This window comes from Mucilaginibacter endophyticus (assembly GCF_003351025.1).
Lineage (GTDB): Bacteria > Bacteroidota > Bacteroidia > Sphingobacteriales > Sphingobacteriaceae > Mucilaginibacter > Mucilaginibacter endophyticus.
This window is the reverse complement of record NZ_QPCG01000002.1, coordinates 468,243-492,356: the sequence shown is the minus strand read 5'-3', so window position 1 is coordinate 492,356 and position 24,114 is coordinate 468,243. Positions and strand designations below refer to the sequence as shown.

Sequence of the window (24,114 nt, the reverse complement as noted above, 5' to 3'; positions counted from 1 at the left end):
AGTTTTTGTACCTACTTAATATTTAACCGGCGATTTATGAAATGATTTTCGTAAATGTTAAACACCACAGATATTATCAAAAAAAGAAGATTGCTTTAACCACAGGTTATAAAATAAAAAAGCCTGATAATTTTTTAATTATCGGGCTTTTCTGAAAATTAGCTGCAATAAACGCGCTATTCAACAATAATAACATTTACAAATTCTTCGGGATCATTGTTGATATCCATATACTGCTTAAAATTCTGAATATCCTTATCAACCATATTTTTGAATACAGGGTTTAGTATTTTAGCTATGCCCGCGCCTACACCACCAGCAGGCGGCTGATAGCTGATGACAACATCGACGATGGTGCCCTGACCATCTATGGTATCCTGAAAGCGGACTTTACCTGCGTTATTGATCGTGGAATCGGAAAGCGAGCTCCATCCAATCATTTCGTTAGGCTCATCTTGCACAATTTCGGCATGCCAGCTAACAGTAGCTACATTTTTAGGTAATTTCAGTGTCCAATGTGAATACTTTGAATCAATTACCTCCACGCTTTCCAGGTGTTTCATGAAAAGCGGTAAATTATCCAGTTTACGCCAAAATTGGTAAACTTTTTCCCTCGGTTTATTAACTGTAAATGACGACCGGATATTGACGTTTATTGGATTGGTTGATAGTTTGCCAATACGTTTATAAAGTTCACAATGACCGGTAATGCCCCGGTTTAAAAGGTACCCGCCGGCTCCAATCTTTACGATGCTTGCAAGCGGATTTTTAAAAATGTTTTTAAAGCCCGAAAAACCAAGTTTCATCCCGCCGGCTATGGAGGTAAAACGCTCCGGCCAGTTCAGGTTAATACGGTCGTCGCCGTAGAGTACGGGGTAATTGTCGGTATATTTTACTATCGTAGTTGCCATAGGTTTTAAATAATTGTCGTTTTTAGAACACCTTTGACGCTACTAAGTTTTCCTGAAGTGAATTTTATTGCTTATTGCTATAGCTGAATTTAAATTTAGTTAAATCGGGTAAATGCTTTTTGGGACGTTTTAATTCATATTGATATATGACTTGTCCAAGGTTTTTCAGGAAAGGCAGGCAAACCGTTGCATACTCATATTTATTATCATTCAATATACCATCTTCGTTTGACTGAACAACCGCGCTAAGCAGAAACTCCACCTTGTTTTTAAAATCGACTATATAGGCGTTGTCAATATCATAACCATAGCTGTCGCCAACTTTATTAAAGATTCTGATATCGGGATTTATTACAGCCGTACTATCGCCTCCATAAAATAGAAACTTACAAAATGCCGGAAAGTATTCGGGCCGGTGATAGGTCGGTTTTATATTTTCGGTAGGTAAAGTGCTCATATAGCGATAAATGAAGTGATAATCATCTGCCGTTAAATCAAATTGTTGTGCTTTAGGAAAAGTTTCCGGAAACAGCAGCCGTTTAAGGACCATCTGTTGATTGGCAAGGGAATAAACGTTCTTTTCGGAAAAGTCAAGTGGTTTATTAACCAGCCGGTCGCTGCTATCCAAGTAAGCTTTGCCCTGCAGCATATTTTCCAATTGCATGGGATAGTTTAAAGCATCATAAAGCCCAGGTTTGTGATAAACCAGTTTATCGCCAATATAAAAATCAATGGGGTTGGTATGCCTTGTACTTTCACCCGCATCACCAATGGCCAGGCGGCCCACAATGCGGGTATTGTTCAGCCCGTATTTCTTGAGCTTTTGGTTGATCTCTGCCCGGCCAACAAATTCATAAAGCCTGTTATAAGCGTCATTATCGCTTACCAATAAGATCTTTTTGATATAATTTTCGATACTGGGTAAGCCGCTTGAAGACGACGTATCCAACTTAACTTTAGTTTGACCGGCAAATGAGCTATCGGTGATCATGACCGATCTGCGGTCTAAACCTTTTGCATTTAACTTATTTAACTTTTCAAGGGCAAATATGGCTGTAGGCAGTTTTACGGTGCTGGCGGGGTAAAAATAGTGATGAGGATTAAGGCGATAACTATATGCGGTAAAATGCGGAATATTGTTTTTGTCCCTGTCTATCCGGGTGTATATAATTTGTACCTCGTTTTGTGCGGGATGGTTTAGTATGCCGGAAAATAACTCAGGACGGTTATTTAGCAGGCTTTTTAGAAAAACGGTATCAGGCTGTTGGGCAAAGCTGCAGAAAGCCTGCATCAGTAGTAATAAAAAGAAGAAACGTTTCATTCTGCTAAATATAACTATGTAGTTTGAGGTTAACAGATACTTATTGTACTTTTACGGCGTTTTAGGTTTCATTAAACTATTTTTTAATGAATTAAAAGGGAATACGGTGTGAGTCCGTAACTGTCCCGCAGCTGTAAGCTCCGTAACCGTTGCCAATCTATAAAGTCACTTTCTGTAAACAGGAGGGAAGACCAGGCAAAATGGGGAGTAAGTCAGAAGACCTGCCAAGGCATTATATATTATTCAAAGCTTTCGGGGATTGAAGCTTGAATGTGAATGCTCTTCATTTGGTGTGTTTTCATTTCAAAATCTTCCAACAATTGAGTTTTGTCGCGGACATGAAAAAACGCTTACCTGTATTTTTTTACAAACAACGCTTACCTATAAAAGGGTGCGGTTTGTTATTGGTAGTTACCCAGGTAGTGTTAGGCAACAAGGCTTTGGCCCAATCAGATACCACAAAGAAACTTAATGAAGTTAAAGTATCATCGTCGGCTATTCCTCAAATTCAAAGTTCGGCCCCCGCGCAATCAATATCTACCGCCGATTTTAAACGGACCGCATCATTTAACGTGGCCGACGCCATCCGAAATTTTGCGGGTGTTAATATCTCGGATTACGGAGGCATTGGCGGCCTGAAGACTGTTTCGGTTCGAAGCCTTGGCGCCGATAATACGGCGGTTTTATACAACGGGGTGCAGCTTAACGACGCGCAGAATGGGCAAATTGATCTCAGCAAGTTCAACCTAAACAACGTTGAAGAAATCGTTTTATACAACGCCCAGCCAACCGATATTTTGCAAACGGCCCGTGCTTATGCTTCGGCTAATGTACTTGCTATTAAAACGATCCATCCGGTATTAGATGAGCGGAAGCCTTATAATATTATAGCCGGAATTAAAGGCGGTTCATTCGGACTGGTGAACCCTTATTTGCAGTGGCAGCAAAGGCTCAGCAAATATTGGTCGTTCGTTATAAACAGTTCCGTTCAGGAAGCTAACGGACGATATAAATATCGCGAAGCCGGCGACGGTTCAGATACGTTGGCAACCCGCAAGAACGGCGATGTGCACGTTCAGCAGGCAGACGGTGGCTTATATTGGGCAAAATCGGATAGTGATAAATTCAACCTTCAATTTAATTTTTATAATTCAAAGCGGGGATTACCCGGTCCGGTTGTTTATTATGCAGCTCCTACTAATCAAAGATTGCAAAACCGAGACTTTTTTATCCAGTCGGGTTATTTGCATAAGGCGGTTAGTGGTTTGCAATTGCTAATTAATGCAAAATACGCGCATAGTTATGTACGTTACCTTGATACAGGTGTCTACAATAACAGCGGCTTAATTGACGAGCATTACCGCCAAAACGATTTTTATTTGTCGGGAGCGTTAGCTTATAATCTTACGTCTGATTGGAAAATCTCTTATTCTTCAGATGCTGATATCAGCAACCTGCAATCTGATGTTTACAAATACGCTTTCCCAACCCGGACAAGTTTATTCAATGTTATAGCCACAGATTTGAGTATAGGTAAATGGCGTTTACAGGCTAATTTGCTGAATACATATATTCATGACGAGGTTAAAAGCGGGCCGGCGGCTGCGTCACGGTCGGCATTCACGCCTGCGGTTATTGCTACTTATAAGCCATTTACAAGTCAAAACCTGCTTTTAAGGGCTTATTACAAAAGCACCTTCCGCAACACCACTTTTGCCGAGCAATATTATTATGCCATTGTACCACGATCTCTAAAGCCGGAATACACAGATCAGTATAATATTGGAGCCGCTTACACCAAAAGCCTTGCTGGTATTTTCGACTATATAAACATCAGCGCCGATGCATATTATAATCATGTAAAAGACAAGATTTCCTATATCCCGACAAGATCACCGGAAACACCTTCCGTTGTCAACTTGGGTAGAGTAGATATTAAAGGACTTGACGTTATCTTAAAAAGTGGATTTAAGCCATTTTACAATTGGAAAGGTTTGTTGAGTGTAGCTTACACCTATCAGCAGGCGCTTGATGTAACCAATCCAACAGATCTGTATTATCTTGAACAGATCCCATATACCCCAAAACATACACTGGCGTTAAATGCCGGACTCACGCATAAGCAGTTTGGTATATATTATAATGAAATCTTTTCGTCATCAAGATATCAGAACAGCAATAACGTACCTGAATACTATCTGCCCAAGTATTCGGTAAGCGATGCCTCATTTGTGTATAATTTCCTGGCGGGATTAAAGCCGGTTGCAGCATCTTTTGAAGTAAACAACCTGTTTAATAAAAGCTATGCTGTGATAAGCAGCTACCCAATGCCCGGCAGATCATACCGATTAACATTTCAAATTACTATTTAATACATAACACATGAAATCACTTAAACTCCAACATTTATTTATAGCCTGTGCTGTTGCTACTACCCTGGCATCATGCCATAAGGATAAAAAGGTTGTACCCGATGATAAACCAACCGCAGAAAGAGCCGGCTTGTACGTTTTAGATCAGGGTAATCTTGGCTCGCCCAATAGCGCTTTAACTTATTATGATTACACCTCTAAAAGTTTAACCGCTGATATTTTCCAGTCGGCTAATGGCAAAGGTTTAGGCAATACAGCTAACGACCTTAAAATATACGGTGCCAAAATGTATATCGTGGTGGATAAATCAGGCACTGTTGAGGTGGTTAATCCTAAAACAGCAAAATCAATTAAACAGGTACTTTTTCAAAACGCAGATAAATCATCGCGCGAGCCACGTTCAATTGCTTTTTATAAAGGCAACGCTTACGTTACGCTGTATGATAACAATGTTGCTGTTTTAGATACTGCGACGCTTACAGTAAGTAAATACATCCCGGTTGGCCGTAACCCAGAGCAGCTGGCTGTTAGCAACGGTAAATTGTACGTGGTTAATGGTGGTGGCTTAAGCTATCCTGACGTAGATAAAACTGTATCTATTATTGATTTGACAACTTTAGCCGTTACCAAGACCCTTGAGGTTGGCGTAAACCCATATGCTGTTAGCGTTGATAGCTATGGCGATGTTTTTGTTCACTCTTACAATTTGTATCCGGCCAATCCTGAGCTGACCATTATTGATAGCAAAACAGATGTAGTTAAATCTAAAACCGACTTTGCAGGTGGTCCGTTTTCAATCAACGGCGATGTTGCTTATTATATAGCTTCAGACGGAACAGTGAAAACATACGATGTAAAGAACCTGAAAGCCCTGTCATCAAATTTTGTTACCGACGGCACAACCTTTACCAGCGCTTATGCCGTAGTAGCTGATACGCAAACAGGCGAAGTTTTTGTTACCGATGCCAAAGATTATAAATCAAACGGTTTGGTATTTGCTTTTGATAAAAATGGTAAAAAAGAATACAACCTTACTACCGGTATTAACCCGGGAAGCGTTGTTTTCGTAAACAAGTAATATAGCCTGTGTTTATTTACAGAATATCAGTAATTTTACCCCATATATTAAACGATGAGCGCAAAAGATAATACCAACCGCAACCTGATCCTGATTTTGATGATCCTGGTTGTTGCCGCATTCAGGCTTTTAGCATTTAAGTATAAAGAATTGAGCAATTTTAACCCGGTAGGTGCTATTGCATTATTTGGTGGTGCTTATTTTAAATCAAAATGGAAAGGCTATGTGACGGTGTTGCTTGCCTTGTTCTCAACTGATATTGTGATTAATTACCTGTATACTTCAAAATTAACATTTTGGTATAGCGGAGCCGAGTGGGTGTATTTGTGCTTTGCGTTAATGGTACTGGTGGGTAATTTGCTTGAAAAGGTAAATGTTGCCAATGTGCTTTTAGCGTCAATAGCTGCGGTTCTAATTCATTGGTTAATTACCGATTTGCCATGGTTATACGGTACGCTTTACCCACACACCTTAGCGGGCTACGGCGAGTCGCTGGTAAAAGCTATTCCGTTTGAGCAAAATATGGCGCTTGGAACTTTGGTGTTTAGCGGTATACTTTTCGGTAGTTTTGAGCTGGCTAAGAGTAAGTACACTTTTCTGCAGGATAAAAAGCAATTGGCTTTATAATATAAAAGCATTTAAATTTAAAGCGGATTGTTGAACAACAGTCCGCTTTTTTTGTGACCTAAGCAATTATCATCTACTTAAATCAACATGAAAAACATAGTAATATTAACCGGCGCGGGGATCAGCGCGGAGAGCGGCTTAAAAACATTCAGGGATAGTGATGGCCTTTGGGAGGGTTATAACATTCAAGATGTAGCCACGCCCGAAGCCTGGGAACATAATCCGGTTATGGTGCAGCAGTTTTATAACGAGCGACGCAAAACCGTAATGGAGGCAAAGCCAAATGCTGCACACTACGCGCTTGCCGCACTTGAGGAAAAATATAAGGTAACTATCATTACTCAAAATATCGATGACCTTCATGAAAGGGCGGGTTCATCAACTGTTGTGCATTTGCACGGAATCATCACGCGCTCGCAGTCAAGCATTAATCCAGAGTTGACTTATCCTATTGATGGTTGGGAGATTAAAATGGGCGAGCTGTGCGAACTAGGATCGCAGTTGCGGGCCCATGTAGTATGGTTTGGCGAGCCTGTGCCTATGATTGAGCATGCGGCCATGATTTGTACCAGTGCTGATATTTTTATCCTTATTGGTTCGTCACTGGCCGTTTATCCTGCAGCAGGACTGATAGGTTATGTTGATCGTGATGTTCCGAAATATATTATCGATCCGAATATCCCATCTGTAAATGTAAGGGGCGAAGTGATTAAGATCCAGGAAAAGGCTACCATTGGTGTACCTGCATTGGCGAATGAATTATTGAAAGATAAAAAACGCTGATTAACTAATTAGATAATAAGCATGAAATGCATCTTCAATTGGAGTGGCGGTAAAGACAGCGCCCTCGCGTTATACTATTGCCTGCAGAATCCGGATCTTGAGATCGCTTATCTTGTTACTACCATCAATGATGCGGCCGACAGGATTTCTATGCATGGCGTCAGAACTAAGCTGCTAATAAAACAAGCCGAAGCTATCGGTATTCCATTATACCAGATTCGCCTGCCTGAGATGCCGGGGATGAAAGAGTATGATGATGTGATGCGTTATCATCTCACTCGTTTCAAAAATGAGGGAATAACCCATTCCATTTTTGGAGATATATTTTTACAGGACCTTAAAGATTACCGGGATGCGCGTTTAAGCGAAGCCGGGCTTAAAGGTATTTACCCCTTATGGAAAAGGGATACATCCGAACTGATTAATGAATTTCTGCACCTTGGTTTTGGAACTGTGATAGCCTGTACGCAGCAACGGTTGGAGCGGATAGTTGGAAAAGAAATAAGCCACGAATTGATTGATGCTTTACCCGATGATGTTGATGTTTGCGGCGAGAACGGGGAGTTCCATACCTTCACTTATAAAGGGCCGATATTCACCAAACCGATAAATTATAAAACGGGTTTGAAAGTTTTCAAGGAGTACGCCGCTCCTAAAAATGCCGATGATTTCTGTGCAGCTGCCGCTGATCCAAAACCTTCCGGTTTTTGGTATTGTGACCTTTTATTGGACTAAGTTCTCATTTATTTTGCGAAAAATTCCGCAGAATATAATTTTGTTTAATCATATAAGTATTCTAATTATCAATATATTGAATTGATTTAGTTGTATTTTAAATTTAGATAAACGAAAAAGACAGGCCGCAAAAAGTGTTTTAAATCCTTTGTTTGCCAAATTAAATTCTGTTTTTGATTGGCTGTAATTATAACTACCTAATTGTTAGGTATTTATATTTATTACTTTAGTAGTTATATCTAAAATACGCGTCCTTGTAGTCGTTGCGCATATCAATAAAGCGGGCCGCTATCTTTTTTAGAAACTCTTCGTCGAGTAATTCAAAAACGCTGTTTACGCCATCCGTCAAATCCATTTCAGGGATCTTGTAACTTTGTTCAAGTGAACCCTGCTCTACCTTTACAATAAATTTATTGTTCATATTCAGGATAGAGATTTTAAAATCTGGATGAGGGAGTTCTGCAATAATTCTCATGTTTTTCTTATTTATTCAGTAAGCCATTTAACGGGTCTTTTCCATTAATGGTGCCAAAGCTGGCAATGGGTTTAAAGCGGGCAAAAAGCTCTTCGCTATACCAGCCTTCGCTTCTTGTCTTTTTTATAACTTCAGCATGTTCGGGACTTTTATAGGCAAAGTTTTTTACGTGATCCAAGCTTTCCCAAACAGAAAATGTAGCCTGTCTGTATACCGGAGCTTCACCTATGCCGAAAGAATTTACATAGCCAGGAGCTGACGTCATCATATTAGCAACAGTATCAACGTTAGCCCAAAAGTTTTTTAATCTGCTAAAGCGGATAGTAGCGCGTGTAAGTACAGCGACCGGGCCATGAATGTCGTTCGTTTCGGGCTTGCCGAAGGGCTCTTTGTCATCCCAGCTTCCGTGACTTTGCAAGGGGATACAAAGCATTGTCCAGCTTTCGGTGCCCAGTGTTTTCCACCAGGAAGCGACAAATGACCGTTTGTAAAATACATCAAAGTCATCACGACTGTCCCAGCATGCCAATAAACCCCATTGCTGCCAGTCGGGTTCAAGGTCAAAAGTTCCGTTTTTGCCCGAGCCCAGCAATTTGTAAAAGCTACATCCTTTTTGCATCAGCAACGGCAAGCGGTGAATGGCCATGGCCAGCAAGGCGAAGGGAATAAATAGCTTTCGGTAGCGGATTATAGTGAGACTAACAAGCATGCACCTGCTAAATAAAACATTAAATATGATATTTGCCTTATTTACTTTCGACCCCATATAGTTAAGTTTGCGTCATGGCAGAAGATCTATCAATAAACACGTCAACCGATAAAGTTGAACAATATACTACGCTTATTCCTCAAATTGAGGCTTTACTATACGGCGAGCCTGACCTGGTGGCCAACATGGCTAACGTTGCGGCAGCTTTAAAAGAGCAGTTTAAATGGTTTTGGGTTGGGTTTTACCTTGTTAAAGAAAATGAACTGGTTTTGGGGCCGTTTCAGGGTCCGGTAGCCTGTACCCGCATTGGCTTAGGAAAAGGTGTTTGCGGATCGGCATGGCAACAGGCAAAAACACTGGTTGTGCCCGATGTTGAAGCGTTCCCCGGGCATATCGCCTGTAGTTCACTTTCACGTTCGGAGATTGTGGTGCCTGTATTTAAAGACAACGATGTTGTTGCTGTGCTTGATGTAGACAGCGAATTGCTCGATCAGTTCAATGAAACCGACGCGCAGTATCTTGAGCAAATTGTAAAGCTTATCAATTTTTAATGAGCCGGATCTACCTTATTGCCGGTCTTGGTGCGGATACGCGCGTTTACAATAATATAAGCCTTGGTGATGAGCACGAAGTAATTGTGGTTGATTGGGTGGAACCCGATTTGAATGATACTTTAATTACCTATGCTCAAAAGATTATTTATCAATATGATATACAGGAAAATTCAGTACTGATAGGTAACTCTCTGGGCGGAGTTGTTGCTGTAGAAATTGCTAAGCTTATCCCGGTTGAAAAGGTTATTCTGATCTCCAGTATCAAGACAAATGACGAAGCTCCACGGTATTTTAAGCTCTTCCGCACGCTGCCCATTTACAAACTTATCCCCGGCAAGGTATTCAATTCAATGGGAGGTATGGTAAAACCATTGTTTGGGCACATGAGTAAAGAAGATGCTTGGTTATTTAGCGATATGCTCAGAAAATCATCGCCCGTATTTATGAAGTGGGCTATGTATGCTATTCTGCATTGGAAGAATGAAGTTATCCCGCCAAACCTGTATCATATCACCGGCGATAAAGACCTTGTGTTTGATTATAAAAGAATAAAAGGTGCTACCATTGTTAAAGGCGGCACGCATATCATGATCTTCGACAAAGCAAAAGAGATCAATATTTTATTGAAGGGAATCCTGAAAAAATGAAATTACCTGAAAGTTATTACCTCGGTGATGATGTTGTGAGCATCAGTAAAGATTTGTTGGGCAAGTATTTATTTACCTGTATCGATGGTGTAATTACTGGCGGATATATTGTTGAAACAGAGGCTTATAATGGTGTTGTAGATAAAGCTTCGCACGCTTTTGGTAATCGCCTTACTCCCCGGACTAAAACCATGTTTATGCAGGGTGGGATTGCTTACGTTTATCTCTGTTATGGCATTCACGAAATGTTCAATATCGTTACTTCTGTCGAAGGGCGCCCACAGGCTATTCTTATCAGGGCCATTCAGCCAACTGATGGAATAGAAGCTATGCAGGTACGGCGCAATATGTCGGTGCTGAAGCCAAACATTACCGCCGGCCCTGGATCTGTAGCTAAAGCTTTGGGAATTTCACGTAACATTAATGCTTTTAGTTTGCAAAGCGATACGATATGGATTGAAGATCGTGGTTTGCACTTTCCCGACGAACAAATAAAAGCTGGTCCGCGCATAGGTGTAGCCTACGCGGCCGAAGATGCATTACTGCCATATCGATTCTATGTAAAAGGCAATGTTTACGTGAGTAAGCCTAATAAATAAGCGGCCAATTTTGTAATATTGGCGAATGAACTATCAAAATGATCTGGCATTTGCCCGGCAACTGGATAAACAAGATTCATTAAGGGACTTCAGAAATCGCTTTCTGATCCCTCAGCATAACGGCGAAGATGCAGTTTACCTTTGCGGTAATTCACTTGGTTTGCAACCCGCCTCGGCGCAGCAGTACCTTGCCGACCAATTAGCCAACTGGAAAAACCTCGCGGTTGAAGGCTGGTTTCAGGGTAACGATCCATGGCTCAACTATCATAAATCTCTTACAGGTTCAATTGCCCGCATTGTCGGGGCGCAGGAAAATGAAGTTACTGTAATGAATTCACTTACAGTAAATCTTCATTTGTTAATGGTAAGTTTTTATAAACCAGATGATAAACGTTTTAAGATTATCATGGAAGGAGGGGTGTTCCCTTCAGATCAGTACGCTATGGAAAGCCAGGTGAGGTTTCATGGTTATGATCCCAAAGAGGCTATAATAGAGATTTTTCCACGTAAGGGCGAGGTTACTTTGCGCACCGAAGATATTCTCAATCACATTAATCAAAACAAAAGCGAACTCGCTTTAGTGCTGTTTGGAGGGATCAATTATTACACAGGTCAGTTCTTTGACCTAAAAGCTATAACAGATGCGGCTCATGCGGCAGGAGCATATGCTGGTTTTGACCTGGCTCACGCTGCGGGAAATGTACCTGTTCAGCTACACGACTGGGGCGTTGACTTTGCCTGCTGGTGCTCGTACAAATACATGAATTCGGGGCCTGGTGGCATAAGCGGTATTTTTGTGCACGAAAAGCATTTTACCGATAAAGAGCTGGACAGGTTTGCAGGCTGGTGGGGATATCGCCGCGATAAGCAATTTTTAATGGCTCCGGGCTTTGATCCTGAAGCCGGCGCTGCTGGCTGGCAGGTGAGTACTGCTCCGATTTTGCTTCTCGCGCTATTTAAGGCCTCTATGGCTGTTTTTGACGATGCGGGCGGGGTAGATACCCTTCGCGAAAAAAGTCTTCGTTTAACAGCTTATTTGGAGTTTTTGATTCATGAGATCAATAAACAGCAGGAAGGGGAGGTTTACAGTATCATTACGCCTGTTGATCCGGCTGCCCGTGGCTGCCAGCTTTCGGTAGTTTGTAAGCGTAACGCCAGGGCTGTTTTTAATTACCTTTCACAAAATGGCGTTATAGGCGATTGGCGTGAACCCGACGTGATCCGCCTGAGCCCTGTACCGCTTTATAATACATTTGAAGACGTTTACAAAGCAGCCGCCTTGATGGCTGATGCACTTAAAGCTGTTTAAAATCCTGCAAATATGGTCTATTACAATCCTAAGGAATGGTTTTCATTCATTTTTAAAATAAACAAAGCCGAAACACTTCGCGAGTTATTTCCACTGATGCTTGCCGTTGGTGCTTACTCTGGTGTAGTCACTTATTTACTTATTGATTTTTGGCAACTGCCCGAAACAAGCATACTCAGGAAAGTGATCTTTATTCATCAAACCATTGGTTTTGTGTTTTCATTGCTGCTTGCCTTTCGGATCAACTCGGCTTATGACCGTTGGTGGGAAGGACGTAAGATTTGGGGGAGCCTGGTTAACAACAGCCGTAACCTTGCTATTAAGCTAAAGCATCTGATTGGTGAAAATGACCTGGCTTTTTTCAATTACGCAATCCCTCGCTATGCCCGGGTACTGCGCGATCATTTAAGAGATGAATATGTTCCCGAAGAACAACCATTTATGGCTATCGACGCTAAAAAGCATGTGCCTAACCAGGTTGCATCTGAGATGATCAAAAACATTTACAGGCTCAACAAAGAAGGCGTTATAAACCCGGAGCAGTTGTTTAGTATAACTGCCGAAATTACTTCTTTTACAGATATTTGTGGTGCTTGTGAGCGTATCAAGAAAACACCTATTCCGTTTTCGTACAATGTGTTCATTAAGAAGTTTATCTTCACCTATATCATGACCCTGCCCTTTACTTGGGCCTTTGACCTGAAGTATTTTATTATCCCCGTAATTGCTTTTGTGCTTTTTGTTTTCGCAAGTATCGAGCTATTGGCCGAAGAAATTGAAGATCCCTTTGGTCGCGATGCTAATGACTTACCGTTGGATAGCATTTGTGACAATATTCAAAAGCATATAGGAGAGTTGATAGGATAAGCGTTATGCTTAAGATAGCCAACGACCCAATTTACGCTCATCCACTACCAAAGGGGCATCGTTTTCCGATGTTGAAGTACGAGCTGATCCCTGCGCAGCTGCTGTACGAAGGGGTGATCAATAAAGACAATCTCTTTTCGCCGGATGTGCTTGAGGAAAATATCATCATCCGTACCCATGATGAAAATTACTGGCATCAACTGCGTGATTTAACCTTACCGCCAAAAGAGCAGCGTCGTACAGGTTTTCCTCTGTCAGCACGATTAGTAGAGCGTGAGGTCCGGATTGCAAAAGGTACCATTGATGGCTGCCGGTATGCTTTTGAGAGCGGCATTGCCTTTAATGTAGCCGGAGGAACACATCATGCGGGTAGTAACTGGGGAGAAGGGTTTTGTTTGTTGAATGATCAGGCTATTGCAGCTAATTATTTATTAGATAATGGTTTATCTAAATCTATCTTAATAATCGATTTAGATGTTCATCAGGGTAATGGCACTGCCGAAATCTTTGAAAAGGAGCCAAGGGTGTTCACTTTCTCTATGCATGGGGCTAATAATTTCCCTTATAGAAAGGAACGCTCTGATCTGGACATTCCGCTACAGGACGGTGTAAACGATGAAGAGTTTCTTGAGATTCTTAAAAACACTTTGCCTCAGTTAATAGAGCAACAAAAGCCGGATTTCATCTTTTACCTTTCTGGAGTAGATGTTTTGGCTACCGATAAGCTGGGAAAACTGGCCCTGAGTAAGGATGCATGCAAAGCCCGCGATCAGTTTGTTTTTGAGCAATGCATTAAACACAATACTCCAGTGCAGGTAAGCATGGGAGGTGGCTATTCACCACAAATAAGGGATATTGTAGACGCGCACTGCAATACCTTTAAAGCCGCCGTCGATCTTTATTTTTAGTCTTTTGCTATTATCGGCACAGCAGGCTTTATTTTATGGCTTTTGCTAAGCCGGTTGAATCGTATAAACAACAGTATCGATGCTGCCGCTAAACCAAGCACAAGACCGTACCAAACACCATAAACCCCAAGGTTAAATTTAATACCGAGCAGGTAGCCAATAGGCAATCCAAGTACCCAATAAGCCAGAAAGGTAATTACTGTTGGGATATTTACATCGCCCATGCCTCTTAATACACCCAGGCCAACAACCTGCGCGCCGTCAAATAACTGAAAGAAAGCTGCTATGATAAGTAGCTGTGATGCAATTGCTATAACCTCTTTATCTGATGTAATTATCCATGGTAAAAAATTTCTGGCCAATGCAAATATCAAAGCAGTAAAGCTCATAAATAGCAATACAATGTGGTAATTGGAAATAGCAGCCAGCCTTAAATTCCGATGATCGCTTACGCCAAAATAGTTCCCCGATTTAATGGCCGCTGCTGCCGCGATACCGCTTGCCATCATATATGTCATTGAAGCCATGGTGATTGTTACTTGGTGCGCCGCCTGGGCTACAACGCCAATGGTGCCTACTAACAAAGCGGCACCGCCAAACGCGCTGATCTCAAAGGTGTATTGCATTGCAACAGGCGCACCAATTTTCATGATCTGAATGCCGCGGATCCTATCTATATTTTTAACAGCAAAATCCGTCAGGTAAGTTTTAAAATTCTTTGACCGGAAAACATAAATCGCCATAACAATGGCCATCACACAGCGGTCGATAAGTGTGCTGTAACCAACACCTCTGATACCCATGGGCTGTATACCGAACATGCCTTTTACAAACGTTATCCCCAATAAAATGTTAATGATGTTCCCCCAAATGGATATCATCATGGCTTGCTTGGTAAAGCCCAATCCTTCGGCAAATTGTTTAAAAGTATTGAAGATAAGCAAGGGGATAAGAGACAAGCTAAGCAGAAACAAATACGGCTTAGCTTCCTTCACAACTTCAGGCGATTGGTCGAGATGACCAATAAGCAACATGGTACCAAAGTAAATACCACAAAACAGGATGATCCCGCTCAGCATATTCAGAAATAAGCTATTGGAAAGTAATAAGCCACATTCTTTATGATTTTTGCGCCCGTTGTTTTGGGCTATAAGCGGAGTTAAACCATAAGAGATCCCCATGCCTATAACCAGCGGAACCATAAACAGACTATTTACCATTGATACCGCGGCGAGAGAAACAGTGCCGGCAAAATGGCCCACAATAATGGTGTCAGACATTTGAACGGCCGTATGGCCAACGTTTGATATAATTACGGGAATAGCCAGCTTAAGGCTTTCGAGATAATAAGGCTTGTATTTTTGGTAAACGGATCTCATAATTACTCAGGCAAGAGGAGCCCAAAAGTAACCATTCACAAACACACAAAAGTCAGCAGGCTGTATAAAATTCTTCCTTCTCCGTTGTGTTGATCTTGATCAGGCCAGATAATATCAGATCGACAAGTACATTCTGAGCACGACGGCGACCGACTTTAAGTAGTTCACTGCACTCTTTTATCGTAATGCGCCCAACTTTTTCAAGATGGCCGAGCAAGGTTCTTTCGCTGTCTGAATATTCAATTAAAACACCCTGATCATTCGACGAACGTTTTAAAACCTCCAGCACAATTTTACTGGCCAGTACACTCTTGTCCTTTACGCGTACATAAGCCCACCATTTTCCATCTTCGGCAAGTGCGTAGTGAGGTTTCAGGTCGCTCGCTTCTATTTCCACAACAAGTACCAGTTTTTCATCAAAATATACCTCTTCAAAAACAGGCTCAAGTGCCGGTCTGGAAAAAAAATGAGCCGCCTTTGTGATCATGTACCGTTCCTCGTCGTCAGATTTTACACCTTTTATTGTGCCATCATCAGTTACGCCAATAAGCAGTTTACCACCTTTGTTATTAGCAAAGGATACCATTGTTCGGGCTATTTTTTCGCAGCTGGTTATTGTTTTTTTAAAGTCGACACTTACGCCTTCTCCATCAAAAATCAGCTTCTTAACGTTTGTTTTGTTCATAGCCATTTGTTAGTTATTGAGGCTTAATATATGGTGTAAAGATTTCCATCCAGGTTTCCGGGCGGGATATTGGTGAAAATCCAAACTGACTGTACAGATTGTGGGCATCTTTGGTAGCTAACGACCATCTTCTTAAGCCCTTTAAATCCGGGTGTTTAATAATTGTTTGCACGAGCCATTTAGAAAGGCCCTTACCACGATGGGCAGGCAGCACAAACACATCACAGATATAGGCGAATGTAGCATTATCACTAACTACACGCGCAAAGCCTGCCTGCTCGCCGTTAAGATAGATGCCAAAACACATGGAATTTTCAATGGCCCTGGCCAATTTTTGCCGCGGAATACCTTTAGCCCAGTACGATTCATTATTCAGGTAATCATAAATAAGATCAACATTAAGCAGATTTTTATCGGTTGAGATCATAAAGCCTTTTTTTTCAAAAGCCTCGTCATTCATAATTACAGTCATCAGTATATTTATATAGTGGTATCAATAAAGTTTAAGTTTCGCACATAAATCTCGTTCATGAGCGATACGCATATTTCGCCATCTTTATTGTAAATGTCAATAGGGAAGGAGCGAATAAATTTACCTTCGGTATTTAAAACATGTTCCGCGTGTGCTATATCATTATCTGTCAGGTTAATACTAAATGACAAATTTGTTGCAGCCGGTTTTGCGTATCGTATAGTTGCCGATTTTGACCAAACCATGAGTTTGTAGCCTTTGCGACTAAATATTTGATGAAAGAGCAGCGGATAAAAAGGATCGGCAGCTGAAAAAAGTGTGCCTCCAAAAATTGTATTATTGTAGTTATTGTTAAGGAAACTTTTCCTGATTCTTACCTGGACACCACGATAGCCACTGTTAAACTTAACTACCCAAATACGTTGGAAAAGGAGAGGTGGATATAAGCGCATTATCCATTTTAATAATCCTTCGGATACTACCATAGCGCTTAAATATCAGAAAAAATTTGATCAAAGCACCTTAATTGTGGATCAAATGGACCTATGTGCATAAATAAAAAGATGAGAAAATAGAAAATAAGCGGTAAACAATACGCCCAAAGTTTGGTTTATAGTATGGTTCAGAATAAATTAATCTAAAGCAAAATAACTATGAAAAAGCAATTTTTAAGTTTCGCACTTGTCGCGGCAATGGTCGGCGCAATTGCAACCGGCTGTAGCTCAGAAAAAAAAGCCGGCGATGGATCTGATAGCACAAAAATGGATTCAACAAGTCAAAGCGCTCCGGCACCGGCAGCTACAGACACCACAAAAACCGACACAACTAAGAAAGACACAACCAAAAAAATGTAATTTGGTAAAGCATAAAAAATCCCGGCTGGGTATTTCACCAACCGGGATTTTTTATGCTTGTTTCTGACCTTAAATTTTAGAAAGCCGTTTTTATTACGCCGCCATCGGCCCGCAAAGTAGCGCCATTGGTTGCAGCAGACAGCGGACTTGCCACATAGGTAACCAAGTTGGCTATTTCATCTGTTGTGATAAAGCGTTTCAATAAGGAAGTGCCGCGTACATTGATGAAGAAATCTTTTTCTACTTCTGCATTAGTCAATCCCTGGCCTTTTGCTAAAGCTTCTACAAAATCACCTACACCTTCAGATAGAGTTGGCCCTGGTAAAACAGTATTAACAGTAACTCCTGTATTCTTTGTAAGCTCGGCTAAACCGCGGGCAACTGCAATCTGGGCGGTTTTAGTTGTTCCATAGTGGATCATTTCTTCAGGGATCTGGTAGGCAGATTCGCTGGAAATAAAAATTATACGGCCCCAGTTTTTGCTAAGCATCTTATCAAAATAAGCACGTGACAAACGAATGCCGCTTAAAACATTAACTTCAAAAAATCTTAGCCAGTCGGTATCTGGAATTTCATTGAACGGTTTAGGCTCAAAAATACCAACGTTGTTTACAAGAATGTCAACCTCAGGCAAGCTGTTTATCAGCGCGTTAATTTGCTTTACATCTGAAAAATCGGCAGCAATACCTTTTATTTTATCATTACCGGTTTCGGCAATTAGTTTTTTAACAACTTCGTCAACCTTAGCCTGATTACGGCCATTTACATATACAGTAACGCCTTCATTGGCTAATGATTTTGCAATAGCATAACCAATGCCGGCGGTTGATCCGCTTACCAGTGCTGTTTTGTCATTAAGTTTAAGGTTCATGATTTTATTTTTTGCTTTGATAACACAAGTGTAATACCGTTGTTAGCTTTAGCAGTTTTTAAAATCAAAAGATTAAACAACATTGACAATTGACGTAGTTATTGGCGATGTGCAATAGAATTTAACCCTGGCCTGGCTGGTACATTCTCTTTTCAACAGGCTGGTAGTACTCATTTAAGTTTTCCGGTACGCGTGATTTATAACCTAAAATTTGTCTGAGGTCGTCACTTAATCCTTCACCGAAATCATATCCCAAAAATCTTGGATAATCGAGCTGCTGTTTGAAGAAAGGTTTGGTAAAGGCCATGGTTAAGGTGCGCCGCGTTGAGTCAGTATAATTTTTACCTGCAGCATGCCACAAATTAGAGTCGAATAAAATAATACTGCCTCTTTTTGTATTCGCGCGATCTGCAGTGGCGTAAAAGAAATCACTGTCTGGTTTCTCGTCGCTTTTATGCGATCCTGTTAAAAAATAGGTCGATCCGTTTTCGGAAGTGAACTCATCTAAAGTAATCATCATCTGAATCATCACTTTAAAATCTCCGGTAAAGCTTCTGATATCCCTGTGGATATTTTGTACATAAGGTTTTTCATCTCTTAGGTTGATGACCGCCCCTAAAGAGTTTATAATGTAATTCCCTTTCAAAAAATGTTGTATGTGATCCGCACAGTATTTGCGCTCAAGAAATTTCAACGAAAATCTTTCCCGTTCAACAAGGTGGTGTAGTGTTCCGTTCATATTGTCGCCTATACCATTTGCGATTTGAATTTTACGTCTGACGTCGTACGCTGGCACTAACGAATCCGTTATTTCATTAACGAAGGCATCATCCAAAGCATCTTCATATATAATCCATCCGTATTCATTCATTACATGATCAAATACGTCAAGGTTAGCATCGGAATAATTAAACTTATTTTTCATTTTTCAGTTAATTAAGGTTTTCAATTGTGGTGGTTTCGGTCTCTGTGACAGTTGTTTGTATTTTTCTATGAGGATGACGATATAGCGGGAAGAATTTGATTTCATCGTTGGGATCAACACCTGATTTTACAACCAGATCATTATAAACCGCTTCGTTATTAATATAACACCAGATCCTGTCTTTCACTTGCAGGGTGGAGAAAAGCTTTTTAAAATTGAACAGAGAATCCTCTTTTCCGCCGACTCCGCCTCCAAGGTGAAAAATCTTTTTGCCTAATCTTCTTCCGATCAGGCTTATTTCATCTGTTAACAGCTTACTTGGAGAGATATTCAGATAATCAGGTGCTGTTGCCGAAAGATGATTTCTGACAATTTCATCGGATATTAAAATGATTGCCCCGCACATAAGATTGGGGCCATCATAAATTAACACAAGTTTGTTTTTCATATACTCTTCGTTAAGAAGATTTACGAAATGCTGAACATCAAAGTAATAAACCGCTGAAGCATTCAAGCGGTCCATGTTTTTATAATACATTTCGGCAAAGTCCTCAATTTCCTGCAGGCTATTTGCTTCCTTAATAATGTATTCCATCTTTCGCAGGCTTCTTATTTGCCGGCCAAGCCTTTTGTCATATCCGTTTCTCTGATCTTCTACTGACATGGCAAGGTCTACATACAATGTTGTCCCATTATCCTTGATGCCGCCAAGATTTTCCAGGAGATAGTGTTGATTTAGAAAAGGATGCAATCTTGAAAAGATACAAACTGACGACTCATCGTCCATGAATTTTTGAAACGCGGCTTTAAACTGTGTAGTGGTTATATTTGATAAATCTGTAAGCTTAACATTGGATATTGGCCCGGCATAACCATACACACAAGTCATATCGAAATATGCGGAGTTCTCGATCTTCCTTTTAATTACCGGTAGCGCTATAAATATTTCTTTTTCTTCATAAACGAATAAAAGTGGCTCACCTTCGGTATTTAAAGAGTGATAATACCAGGTATGGAACCCTTCGTGCGCATATGATCGGTTAATATATTCGTCCCAGTCTTTTCTATTACGTATAGTGAAATTTTGGTAGCTCATGTGTAGATTCTTAGTTGTCTGCAATGGGTATTAATTACAAGCCCGGGGGAGGGCAGGAGTATATCGGCCAGTCATGATAAATGACTGTTGGGGGGCTTTAAAAAAAAGAAAAAAGTTTGTCTGACCGCAGGATTAGGGCGAATTTTTTTGTGCGACAGGAATAGAGATTAAGAAATTAGTTTAAAGCAGATATTTTACGGTATCAAAGGCTTTGCGTAAACGATATCGGCTCAATTCAAACAGGATATATCTTTTAATATATAACAACAAAAGCATTTTCTTTTGCACTCCACGGTAATGAAAACGCCTGATAATCAAATTAAAATCGCTGATAACCATTTCCATTCGGGCTTCATTTTTGATCATGCTCCAAATGCCGCCAACATGATTACGGTAACAGCTCATTACCTCGGGCATCACATATATTTTACGACCGGTATTGAAGGTGGCAAAAAGTTTGAAAAATTTATCTGCCGCGTAACAACTTGAATACCAATTTGTCTGGAATAGTTCGTGCACTTGAGGGATATTATGGTAGACAAGTGTCGCCGTTTTAGTTTCGGCCTGCCTGCCAACCAATAAATCGTGATAGGTATATTCAAGTGGAACCTGATTTTCTTCCACGTTAAGGGTATTGTTATGGATATCAATTACCCGTGTGTAATGACAGCAAATAATATATTCGGGGTTGTTTTCCAGAAAATCAACCTGCTTTTGTAACTTTTGAGGGTTTGTCCAATAGTCGTCACCATCGCAAAGTGCGATATATTTTCCTTTGCAAGCGTTTAAGCTATTAATGGTATTGAGATGGGCGCCGCGGTTTTTTTCGGGGTAGATTATTTTGATTTTATCCGGGTATCTTTCTTTGTACGATCTCACTATTTCAGTTGTGCCATCTGTTGAGCAATCATCGCCAATAATAATTTCATACCGAAAATTGGTTTCCTGCATCAGAAAGCTTTCAATAGTTTGAGCTATAAAATTTTTGTGGTTATATGTAGTACAGCAAACACTAACCATCAAATCTTGGTTTGTAATCATAAAGGGAATAAAAATAATTTAGGCTTATATAATTGATTTTCTTGTTACTGTTGTTGCTATCGCGATTAGATGCAATAATGAGTTGTGAATTGCTTTGAGAACTGCACAGTGCTTCGCCATAAGACTCACATTATTTGTTTAATCGGGAAAGCTTACGATGTCAAAACAGCTTTCAAATTACACTTAAGCTTCGATCAAAATCAATAATTACGAGTCGGCTAATACAGCATTTTGCTATATCAAATATATCTAATTGATATTCATTAATTGCCTCGCGTGCCTGATTGATTCTGAAATTGTAAACTACATTTCATTTAGTTTACACACGTGTGCATGCGTGTAAATTTTAGGTGTGAACACGTGAAATCCTCGCGAAACGTCGGGTCAGGAATGTGTTATGAATCTACCTTAAATAAAATTCACATAATTAACATTATGTTAAATATGATTTTTAAAAGAAAGACCTTTTCTCAAAGGCCCCTCTTTTTATTCCTTATCTGTTTGATTATTGATTGGCTGGTAATGCATCAATCTGAGCCTTTAGTTTTGAAGCGTTAGCATCGTCTTTAACACCTAAATAATAGGTTCTTAAATTTTGTAAAGCATCAAGTGATTTTGGCTGAAGTTCTACAGCTTTTGCTAAATATGGTTTAGCTTGCTCAAACTGAGCTTTAGCTTTTGCAATTGCAGCATCGTATTCTTTTTGTTTGTTGGCCGGTAATTTATTAGCGGCATTATAAGCATCAATAGCCGGGTTAAGTATTACGTAACCATAGTTTAAATTAGCTTCAAAATAGTTCGGATCAATTTCTAAAGCTTTTTTATACATCTCACCTGCTTTGGTATAAGCTTCTGCTTTTGAAGCTTGCAGTTTTGCTTTTGCAGCAGCATCTTTGGTAGCAGAAGCTTCTCTTGCGTAGTTATCAGCAGTTTGTGAGTAGGTTAAGCCTGCGTAATAATATAAAGTTTTGTTTTTGGGATCATTTGCTAAAGCTGCCTGAATTTTATCAGTAACTTCTTTTTCTTTTCCGGTTTGAAGGCTGATTTCAATTTCACGTTTGCGGAGTTCGCTGTTTGCCGGGTATTTGCTTACGCCTTCTGATACAGTTTTAAGCGCGCCTGCGGTGTCTTTACTGGCCAGGTATAATGAAGAAAGATCAAGGTAAACACCTGCGTTTTTTGAATATTTTGTGGTTACCAGTTTGCTGTAGTTTGAAATTGCAGCAGGATAATTTTTACCGTTTGCAGCTGCAAGGCCTGTATAATAAATGGCATTGGTATCTTCAGGTAATACAGTACGGTAAAAGTCAAATGCTTTGTAAGCAAGATCATATTTACCTGCCGAATATTCCTTAACACCTTTAGTTAATTGATATTGAGCCAGGTTTAAATATGCCTCATCAATCATTTTCTTGTTCTCCCCTTTTGTATCAACCTCTTTAGCTTTTCTTAAAGCTTCTTCAGCTGTGGTAAACAATGGTAATGAAGTAGTTGGCACAGTGTCCTGAACAGCTAACGCTGAATAAATTGAACCTTTTACAGCGTAAGTAAGCGGTAATGTAGCGGTTTTTTCATTGGCTGAAGCTTTGTCAATTGACTCTTTTGCAGTAGTAAGGCTTTTACCAGCCATTGATGCCATTGCCGGTTGGCCCCTTAAGCCTGAATACTTTTCGTATTCTTCTTTTGCCGTGTTTAATTCACCTTTTTGCGCAAAAGCTGTCGCTGAAACCAAGCCTAACAGGCCCGCCATCAAAAATTTGATTTTCATGATTATTATTGATTGGTTAACTGTTTTAGTTTATTGTTTATTCTGTCTAACTGATCCTGGTTATTAGTTTTCGCGTATGCCAGTTGCAAAGCCTGTAAGCTATTCGCGTTGTTGGGCGAAATTTCATTAGCCTTTTCAAGCCATTGGATCGCCCTGCCCAGGTCCTGGGTGCCCTTCTCCCCTTTTGTGATTGCGCTTTGTTTTAAATATAACAGCCCTAAATTAAATACCGGATCAAAATATGTTCCGCTCAATTCAATCGCGTGCAGATAAAGAGATTCTGCCTGATCAAATTTATCTAAATGATCGTAACAATTTGCAGCAACGAACGCAATATCGGCGTTATTTGCATTAATATCAAGTAAAGGGCCAATTAGGGGCTCTAACGCTTTATAGTTTTTCTTATTGTTGTAGATATTGGCTTCGTCAAGTAATAAGAACCTGTCATTAGGCAAAATCTTTCTTCCCTTTTGAAGGATCTGCAAAGCTTTGGTCGTATCCCCTAACGACTTATAGATATTGGATGCCGTTTCAATGTACTCGGTGCGGGCACTATCAACCTGGAGCATTGTTGTATAATATTTAGCCGCATCCTGCAAATTACCTGCTTTATTATTGGCAAAAGCTATGTAAGTATTGATTTGGTTCATCCCGGGTGCGTACCGTTTTGCATTTTCAAATGCAGTTTTGGCATTAGGAAAATCCGAATTATTTACCGCCTCAAAACCTTTGCGTATGTAAACGTTCGCCAGGCACCGCTTGGTATAATCAAGTTCTGACTGATATTTGAAAATTTTATTCATTCCCGAAAGCCTGTCAACCAGTTTGGTTGTTTTGTCAAGCATATCAGCCGGCATTCCAAGTTTGTTTAATGAATCGATATACAGGATGCTGGAGTTAACAATAGCCCTGTAAAGGTTCTTTTCAATATCGGCTGTGTCCGACTTAGTAATGATCAAACTATCTGCCGACTTTTTGGCAGCTGCCAAATACTTCAGGTCGCTTTTCTGTTTATAAAAAGCCAGGTTATTTACTACAACTTTAAGCGCTTCTTTTTGTGCGAAGGTAAAAGTTGTAGTAAAACTTGTAATTAAAACCGATAAAATGATCTTGCGGTAGTGCATATTT

Annotated in this window: 26 protein-coding genes and 1 riboswitch; of the genes, 12 read left to right on the top strand and 14 right to left on the bottom strand. The window is 40.3% G+C overall.

The window, feature by feature from the left end; all coding sequences use genetic code 11:
• Positions 1-176 precede the first annotated feature (176 nt).
• Positions 177-911 (bottom strand): SRPBCC family protein, encoded by a 735-nt coding sequence (locus tag DUL71_RS09590; protein ID WP_114937887.1) that lies wholly within the window; start codon positions 909-911, stop codon positions 177-179.
• Positions 912-975: 64 nt separating this feature from the next.
• Entirely contained in the window at positions 976-2,232 is a 1,257-nt protein-coding gene (locus DUL71_RS09585) for a serine hydrolase (protein ID WP_114937886.1), read from the bottom strand.
• 45 nt (positions 2,233-2,277) lie between these two features.
• Positions 2,278-2,475: riboswitch (cobalamin riboswitch) on the top strand.
• 95 nt (positions 2,476-2,570) lie between these two features.
• On the opposite strand from DUL71_RS09585, the gene DUL71_RS09580 reads away from it, so the two are divergent.
• From DUL71_RS09580 to DUL71_RS09560, 5 genes are all read left to right on the top strand, one after another.
• Complete coding sequence (locus tag DUL71_RS09580; protein WP_114937885.1) at positions 2,571-4,604, top strand: TonB-dependent receptor plug domain-containing protein; 2,034 nt, start codon at positions 2,571-2,573, stop codon at positions 4,602-4,604.
• Between the two features lie 10 nt (positions 4,605-4,614).
• Entirely contained in the window at positions 4,615-5,682 is a 1,068-nt protein-coding gene (locus DUL71_RS09575; protein ID WP_114937884.1) for a YncE family protein, read from the top strand.
• A gap of 54 nt (positions 5,683-5,736) precedes the next feature.
• Positions 5,737-6,309: a DUF6580 family putative transport protein gene (locus DUL71_RS09570; protein WP_112575503.1), complete on the top strand. Its 573-nt coding sequence runs from the start codon at positions 5,737-5,739 to the stop codon at positions 6,307-6,309.
• An 87-nt stretch (positions 6,310-6,396) separates the two neighbouring features.
• Positions 6,397-7,092, top strand: a complete 696-nt coding sequence (locus tag DUL71_RS09565; RefSeq protein ID WP_114937883.1) for an SIR2 family NAD-dependent protein deacylase — start codon at positions 6,397-6,399, stop codon at positions 7,090-7,092.
• A 21-nt stretch (positions 7,093-7,113) separates the two neighbouring features.
• Positions 7,114-7,827: a Dph6-related ATP pyrophosphatase gene (locus DUL71_RS09560; RefSeq protein WP_244228729.1), complete on the top strand. Its 714-nt coding sequence runs from the start codon at positions 7,114-7,116 to the stop codon at positions 7,825-7,827.
• 226 nt (positions 7,828-8,053) lie between these two features.
• Here the strand turns inward: DUL71_RS09560 and DUL71_RS09555 are convergent, their stop codons facing one another.
• Together DUL71_RS09555 and DUL71_RS09550 are read right to left on the bottom strand one after the other, a co-directional pair.
• Positions 8,054-8,302, bottom strand: a complete 249-nt coding sequence (locus DUL71_RS09555; protein ID WP_090525603.1) for a hypothetical protein — start codon at positions 8,300-8,302, stop codon at positions 8,054-8,056.
• Positions 8,303-8,309: 7 nt separating this feature from the next.
• Positions 8,310-9,011 (bottom strand): DUF3291 domain-containing protein, encoded by a 702-nt coding sequence (locus DUL71_RS09550; RefSeq protein WP_114937881.1) that lies wholly within the window; start codon positions 9,009-9,011, stop codon positions 8,310-8,312.
• Positions 9,012-9,085: 74 nt separating this feature from the next.
• Between DUL71_RS09550 and DUL71_RS09545 the strand changes: the two genes are divergently transcribed.
• Genes DUL71_RS09545 through DUL71_RS09520 form a run of 6 tightly spaced genes read left to right on the top strand, consistent with a single transcriptional unit; the run spans position 9,086 to position 13,895 of the window.
• Entirely contained in the window at positions 9,086-9,562 is a 477-nt protein-coding gene (locus tag DUL71_RS09545; RefSeq protein ID WP_114937880.1) for a GAF domain-containing protein, read from the top strand.
• Complete coding sequence (locus tag DUL71_RS09540; RefSeq protein WP_114937879.1) at positions 9,562-10,212, top strand: alpha/beta hydrolase; 651 nt, start codon at positions 9,562-9,564, stop codon at positions 10,210-10,212. Before DUL71_RS09545 ends, DUL71_RS09540 begins: the two co-directional genes overlap by 1 nt.
• Positions 10,209-10,811: a DNA-3-methyladenine glycosylase gene (locus DUL71_RS09535; RefSeq protein ID WP_114937878.1), complete on the top strand. Its 603-nt coding sequence runs from the start codon at positions 10,209-10,211 to the stop codon at positions 10,809-10,811. Before DUL71_RS09540 ends, DUL71_RS09535 begins: the two co-directional genes overlap by 4 nt.
• A gap of 25 nt (positions 10,812-10,836) precedes the next feature.
• The gene (gene kynU, locus DUL71_RS09530) at positions 10,837-12,120 is read left to right on the top strand and encodes a kynureninase (RefSeq protein ID WP_114937877.1); all 1,284 of its coding nucleotides are present in this window, start codon (positions 10,837-10,839) and stop codon (positions 12,118-12,120) included.
• A gap of 12 nt (positions 12,121-12,132) precedes the next feature.
• The gene (locus tag DUL71_RS09525) at positions 12,133-12,987 is read left to right on the top strand and encodes a bestrophin family protein (RefSeq protein WP_114937876.1); all 855 of its coding nucleotides are present in this window, start codon (positions 12,133-12,135) and stop codon (positions 12,985-12,987) included.
• 5 nt (positions 12,988-12,992) lie between these two features.
• The gene (locus tag DUL71_RS09520; RefSeq protein WP_114937875.1) at positions 12,993-13,895 is read left to right on the top strand and encodes a histone deacetylase family protein; all 903 of its coding nucleotides are present in this window, start codon (positions 12,993-12,995) and stop codon (positions 13,893-13,895) included.
• On the opposite strand, the gene DUL71_RS09515 is transcribed toward DUL71_RS09520, so the two are convergent.
• From DUL71_RS09515 to DUL71_RS09500, 4 genes are read right to left on the bottom strand one after another with little or no spacing between them, the layout of a single operon-like run.
• Positions 13,892-15,274, bottom strand: a complete 1,383-nt coding sequence (locus tag DUL71_RS09515) for an MATE family efflux transporter (protein ID WP_114937874.1) — start codon at positions 15,272-15,274, stop codon at positions 13,892-13,894. The two genes, DUL71_RS09520 and DUL71_RS09515, sit on opposite strands and share 4 nt — an antisense overlap.
• A 52-nt stretch (positions 15,275-15,326) precedes the next feature.
• Complete coding sequence (locus DUL71_RS09510; protein ID WP_114938518.1) at positions 15,327-15,959, bottom strand: AlbA family DNA-binding domain-containing protein; 633 nt, start codon at positions 15,957-15,959, stop codon at positions 15,327-15,329.
• 13 nt (positions 15,960-15,972) lie between these two features.
• Positions 15,973-16,431 (bottom strand): GNAT family N-acetyltransferase, encoded by a 459-nt coding sequence (locus DUL71_RS09505; protein WP_208645517.1) that lies wholly within the window; start codon positions 16,429-16,431, stop codon positions 15,973-15,975.
• A gap of 8 nt (positions 16,432-16,439) precedes the next feature.
• Positions 16,440-16,916, bottom strand: a complete 477-nt coding sequence (locus tag DUL71_RS09500; RefSeq protein WP_112575516.1) for a DUF4442 domain-containing protein — start codon at positions 16,914-16,916, stop codon at positions 16,440-16,442.
• Positions 16,917-17,084: 168 nt separating this feature from the next.
• Here DUL71_RS09500 and DUL71_RS31915 point away from each other — a divergent pair, with 168 nt between their 5' ends.
• Positions 17,085-17,285: a hypothetical protein gene (locus tag DUL71_RS31915; RefSeq protein ID WP_146750144.1), complete on the top strand. Its 201-nt coding sequence runs from the start codon at positions 17,085-17,087 to the stop codon at positions 17,283-17,285.
• Between the two features lie 76 nt (positions 17,286-17,361).
• On the opposite strand, the gene DUL71_RS09495 is transcribed toward DUL71_RS31915, so the two are convergent.
• The 6 genes from DUL71_RS09495 to DUL71_RS09470 all read right to left on the bottom strand — a co-directional run bounded on the left by DUL71_RS09495 (position 17,362) and on the right by DUL71_RS09470 (position 24,110).
• Complete coding sequence (locus DUL71_RS09495) at positions 17,362-18,156, bottom strand: SDR family NAD(P)-dependent oxidoreductase (protein ID WP_114937873.1); 795 nt, start codon at positions 18,154-18,156, stop codon at positions 17,362-17,364.
• A gap of 121 nt (positions 18,157-18,277) precedes the next feature.
• Complete coding sequence (locus DUL71_RS09490; protein ID WP_114937872.1) at positions 18,278-19,081, bottom strand: phytanoyl-CoA dioxygenase family protein; 804 nt, start codon at positions 19,079-19,081, stop codon at positions 18,278-18,280.
• A gap of 7 nt (positions 19,082-19,088) precedes the next feature.
• Positions 19,089-20,177, bottom strand: coding sequence for an Ntn hydrolase family protein (locus tag DUL71_RS09485; RefSeq protein WP_208645516.1), 1,089 nt, complete (start codon positions 20,175-20,177; stop codon positions 19,089-19,091).
• A gap of 180 nt (positions 20,178-20,357) precedes the next feature.
• On the bottom strand, positions 20,358-21,218 hold the full coding sequence (locus DUL71_RS09480) for a glycosyltransferase family 2 protein (RefSeq protein ID WP_244228728.1): 861 nt from the start codon (positions 21,216-21,218) through the stop codon (positions 20,358-20,360).
• 505 nt (positions 21,219-21,723) lie between these two features.
• Positions 21,724-22,986 (bottom strand): tetratricopeptide repeat protein, encoded by a 1,263-nt coding sequence (locus DUL71_RS09475; protein WP_114937871.1) that lies wholly within the window; start codon positions 22,984-22,986, stop codon positions 21,724-21,726.
• Positions 22,987-22,991: 5 nt separating this feature from the next.
• On the bottom strand, positions 22,992-24,110 hold the full coding sequence (locus DUL71_RS09470) for a tetratricopeptide repeat protein (protein WP_114937870.1): 1,119 nt from the start codon (positions 24,108-24,110) through the stop codon (positions 22,992-22,994).
• Positions 24,111-24,114: the final 4 nt, after the last annotated feature.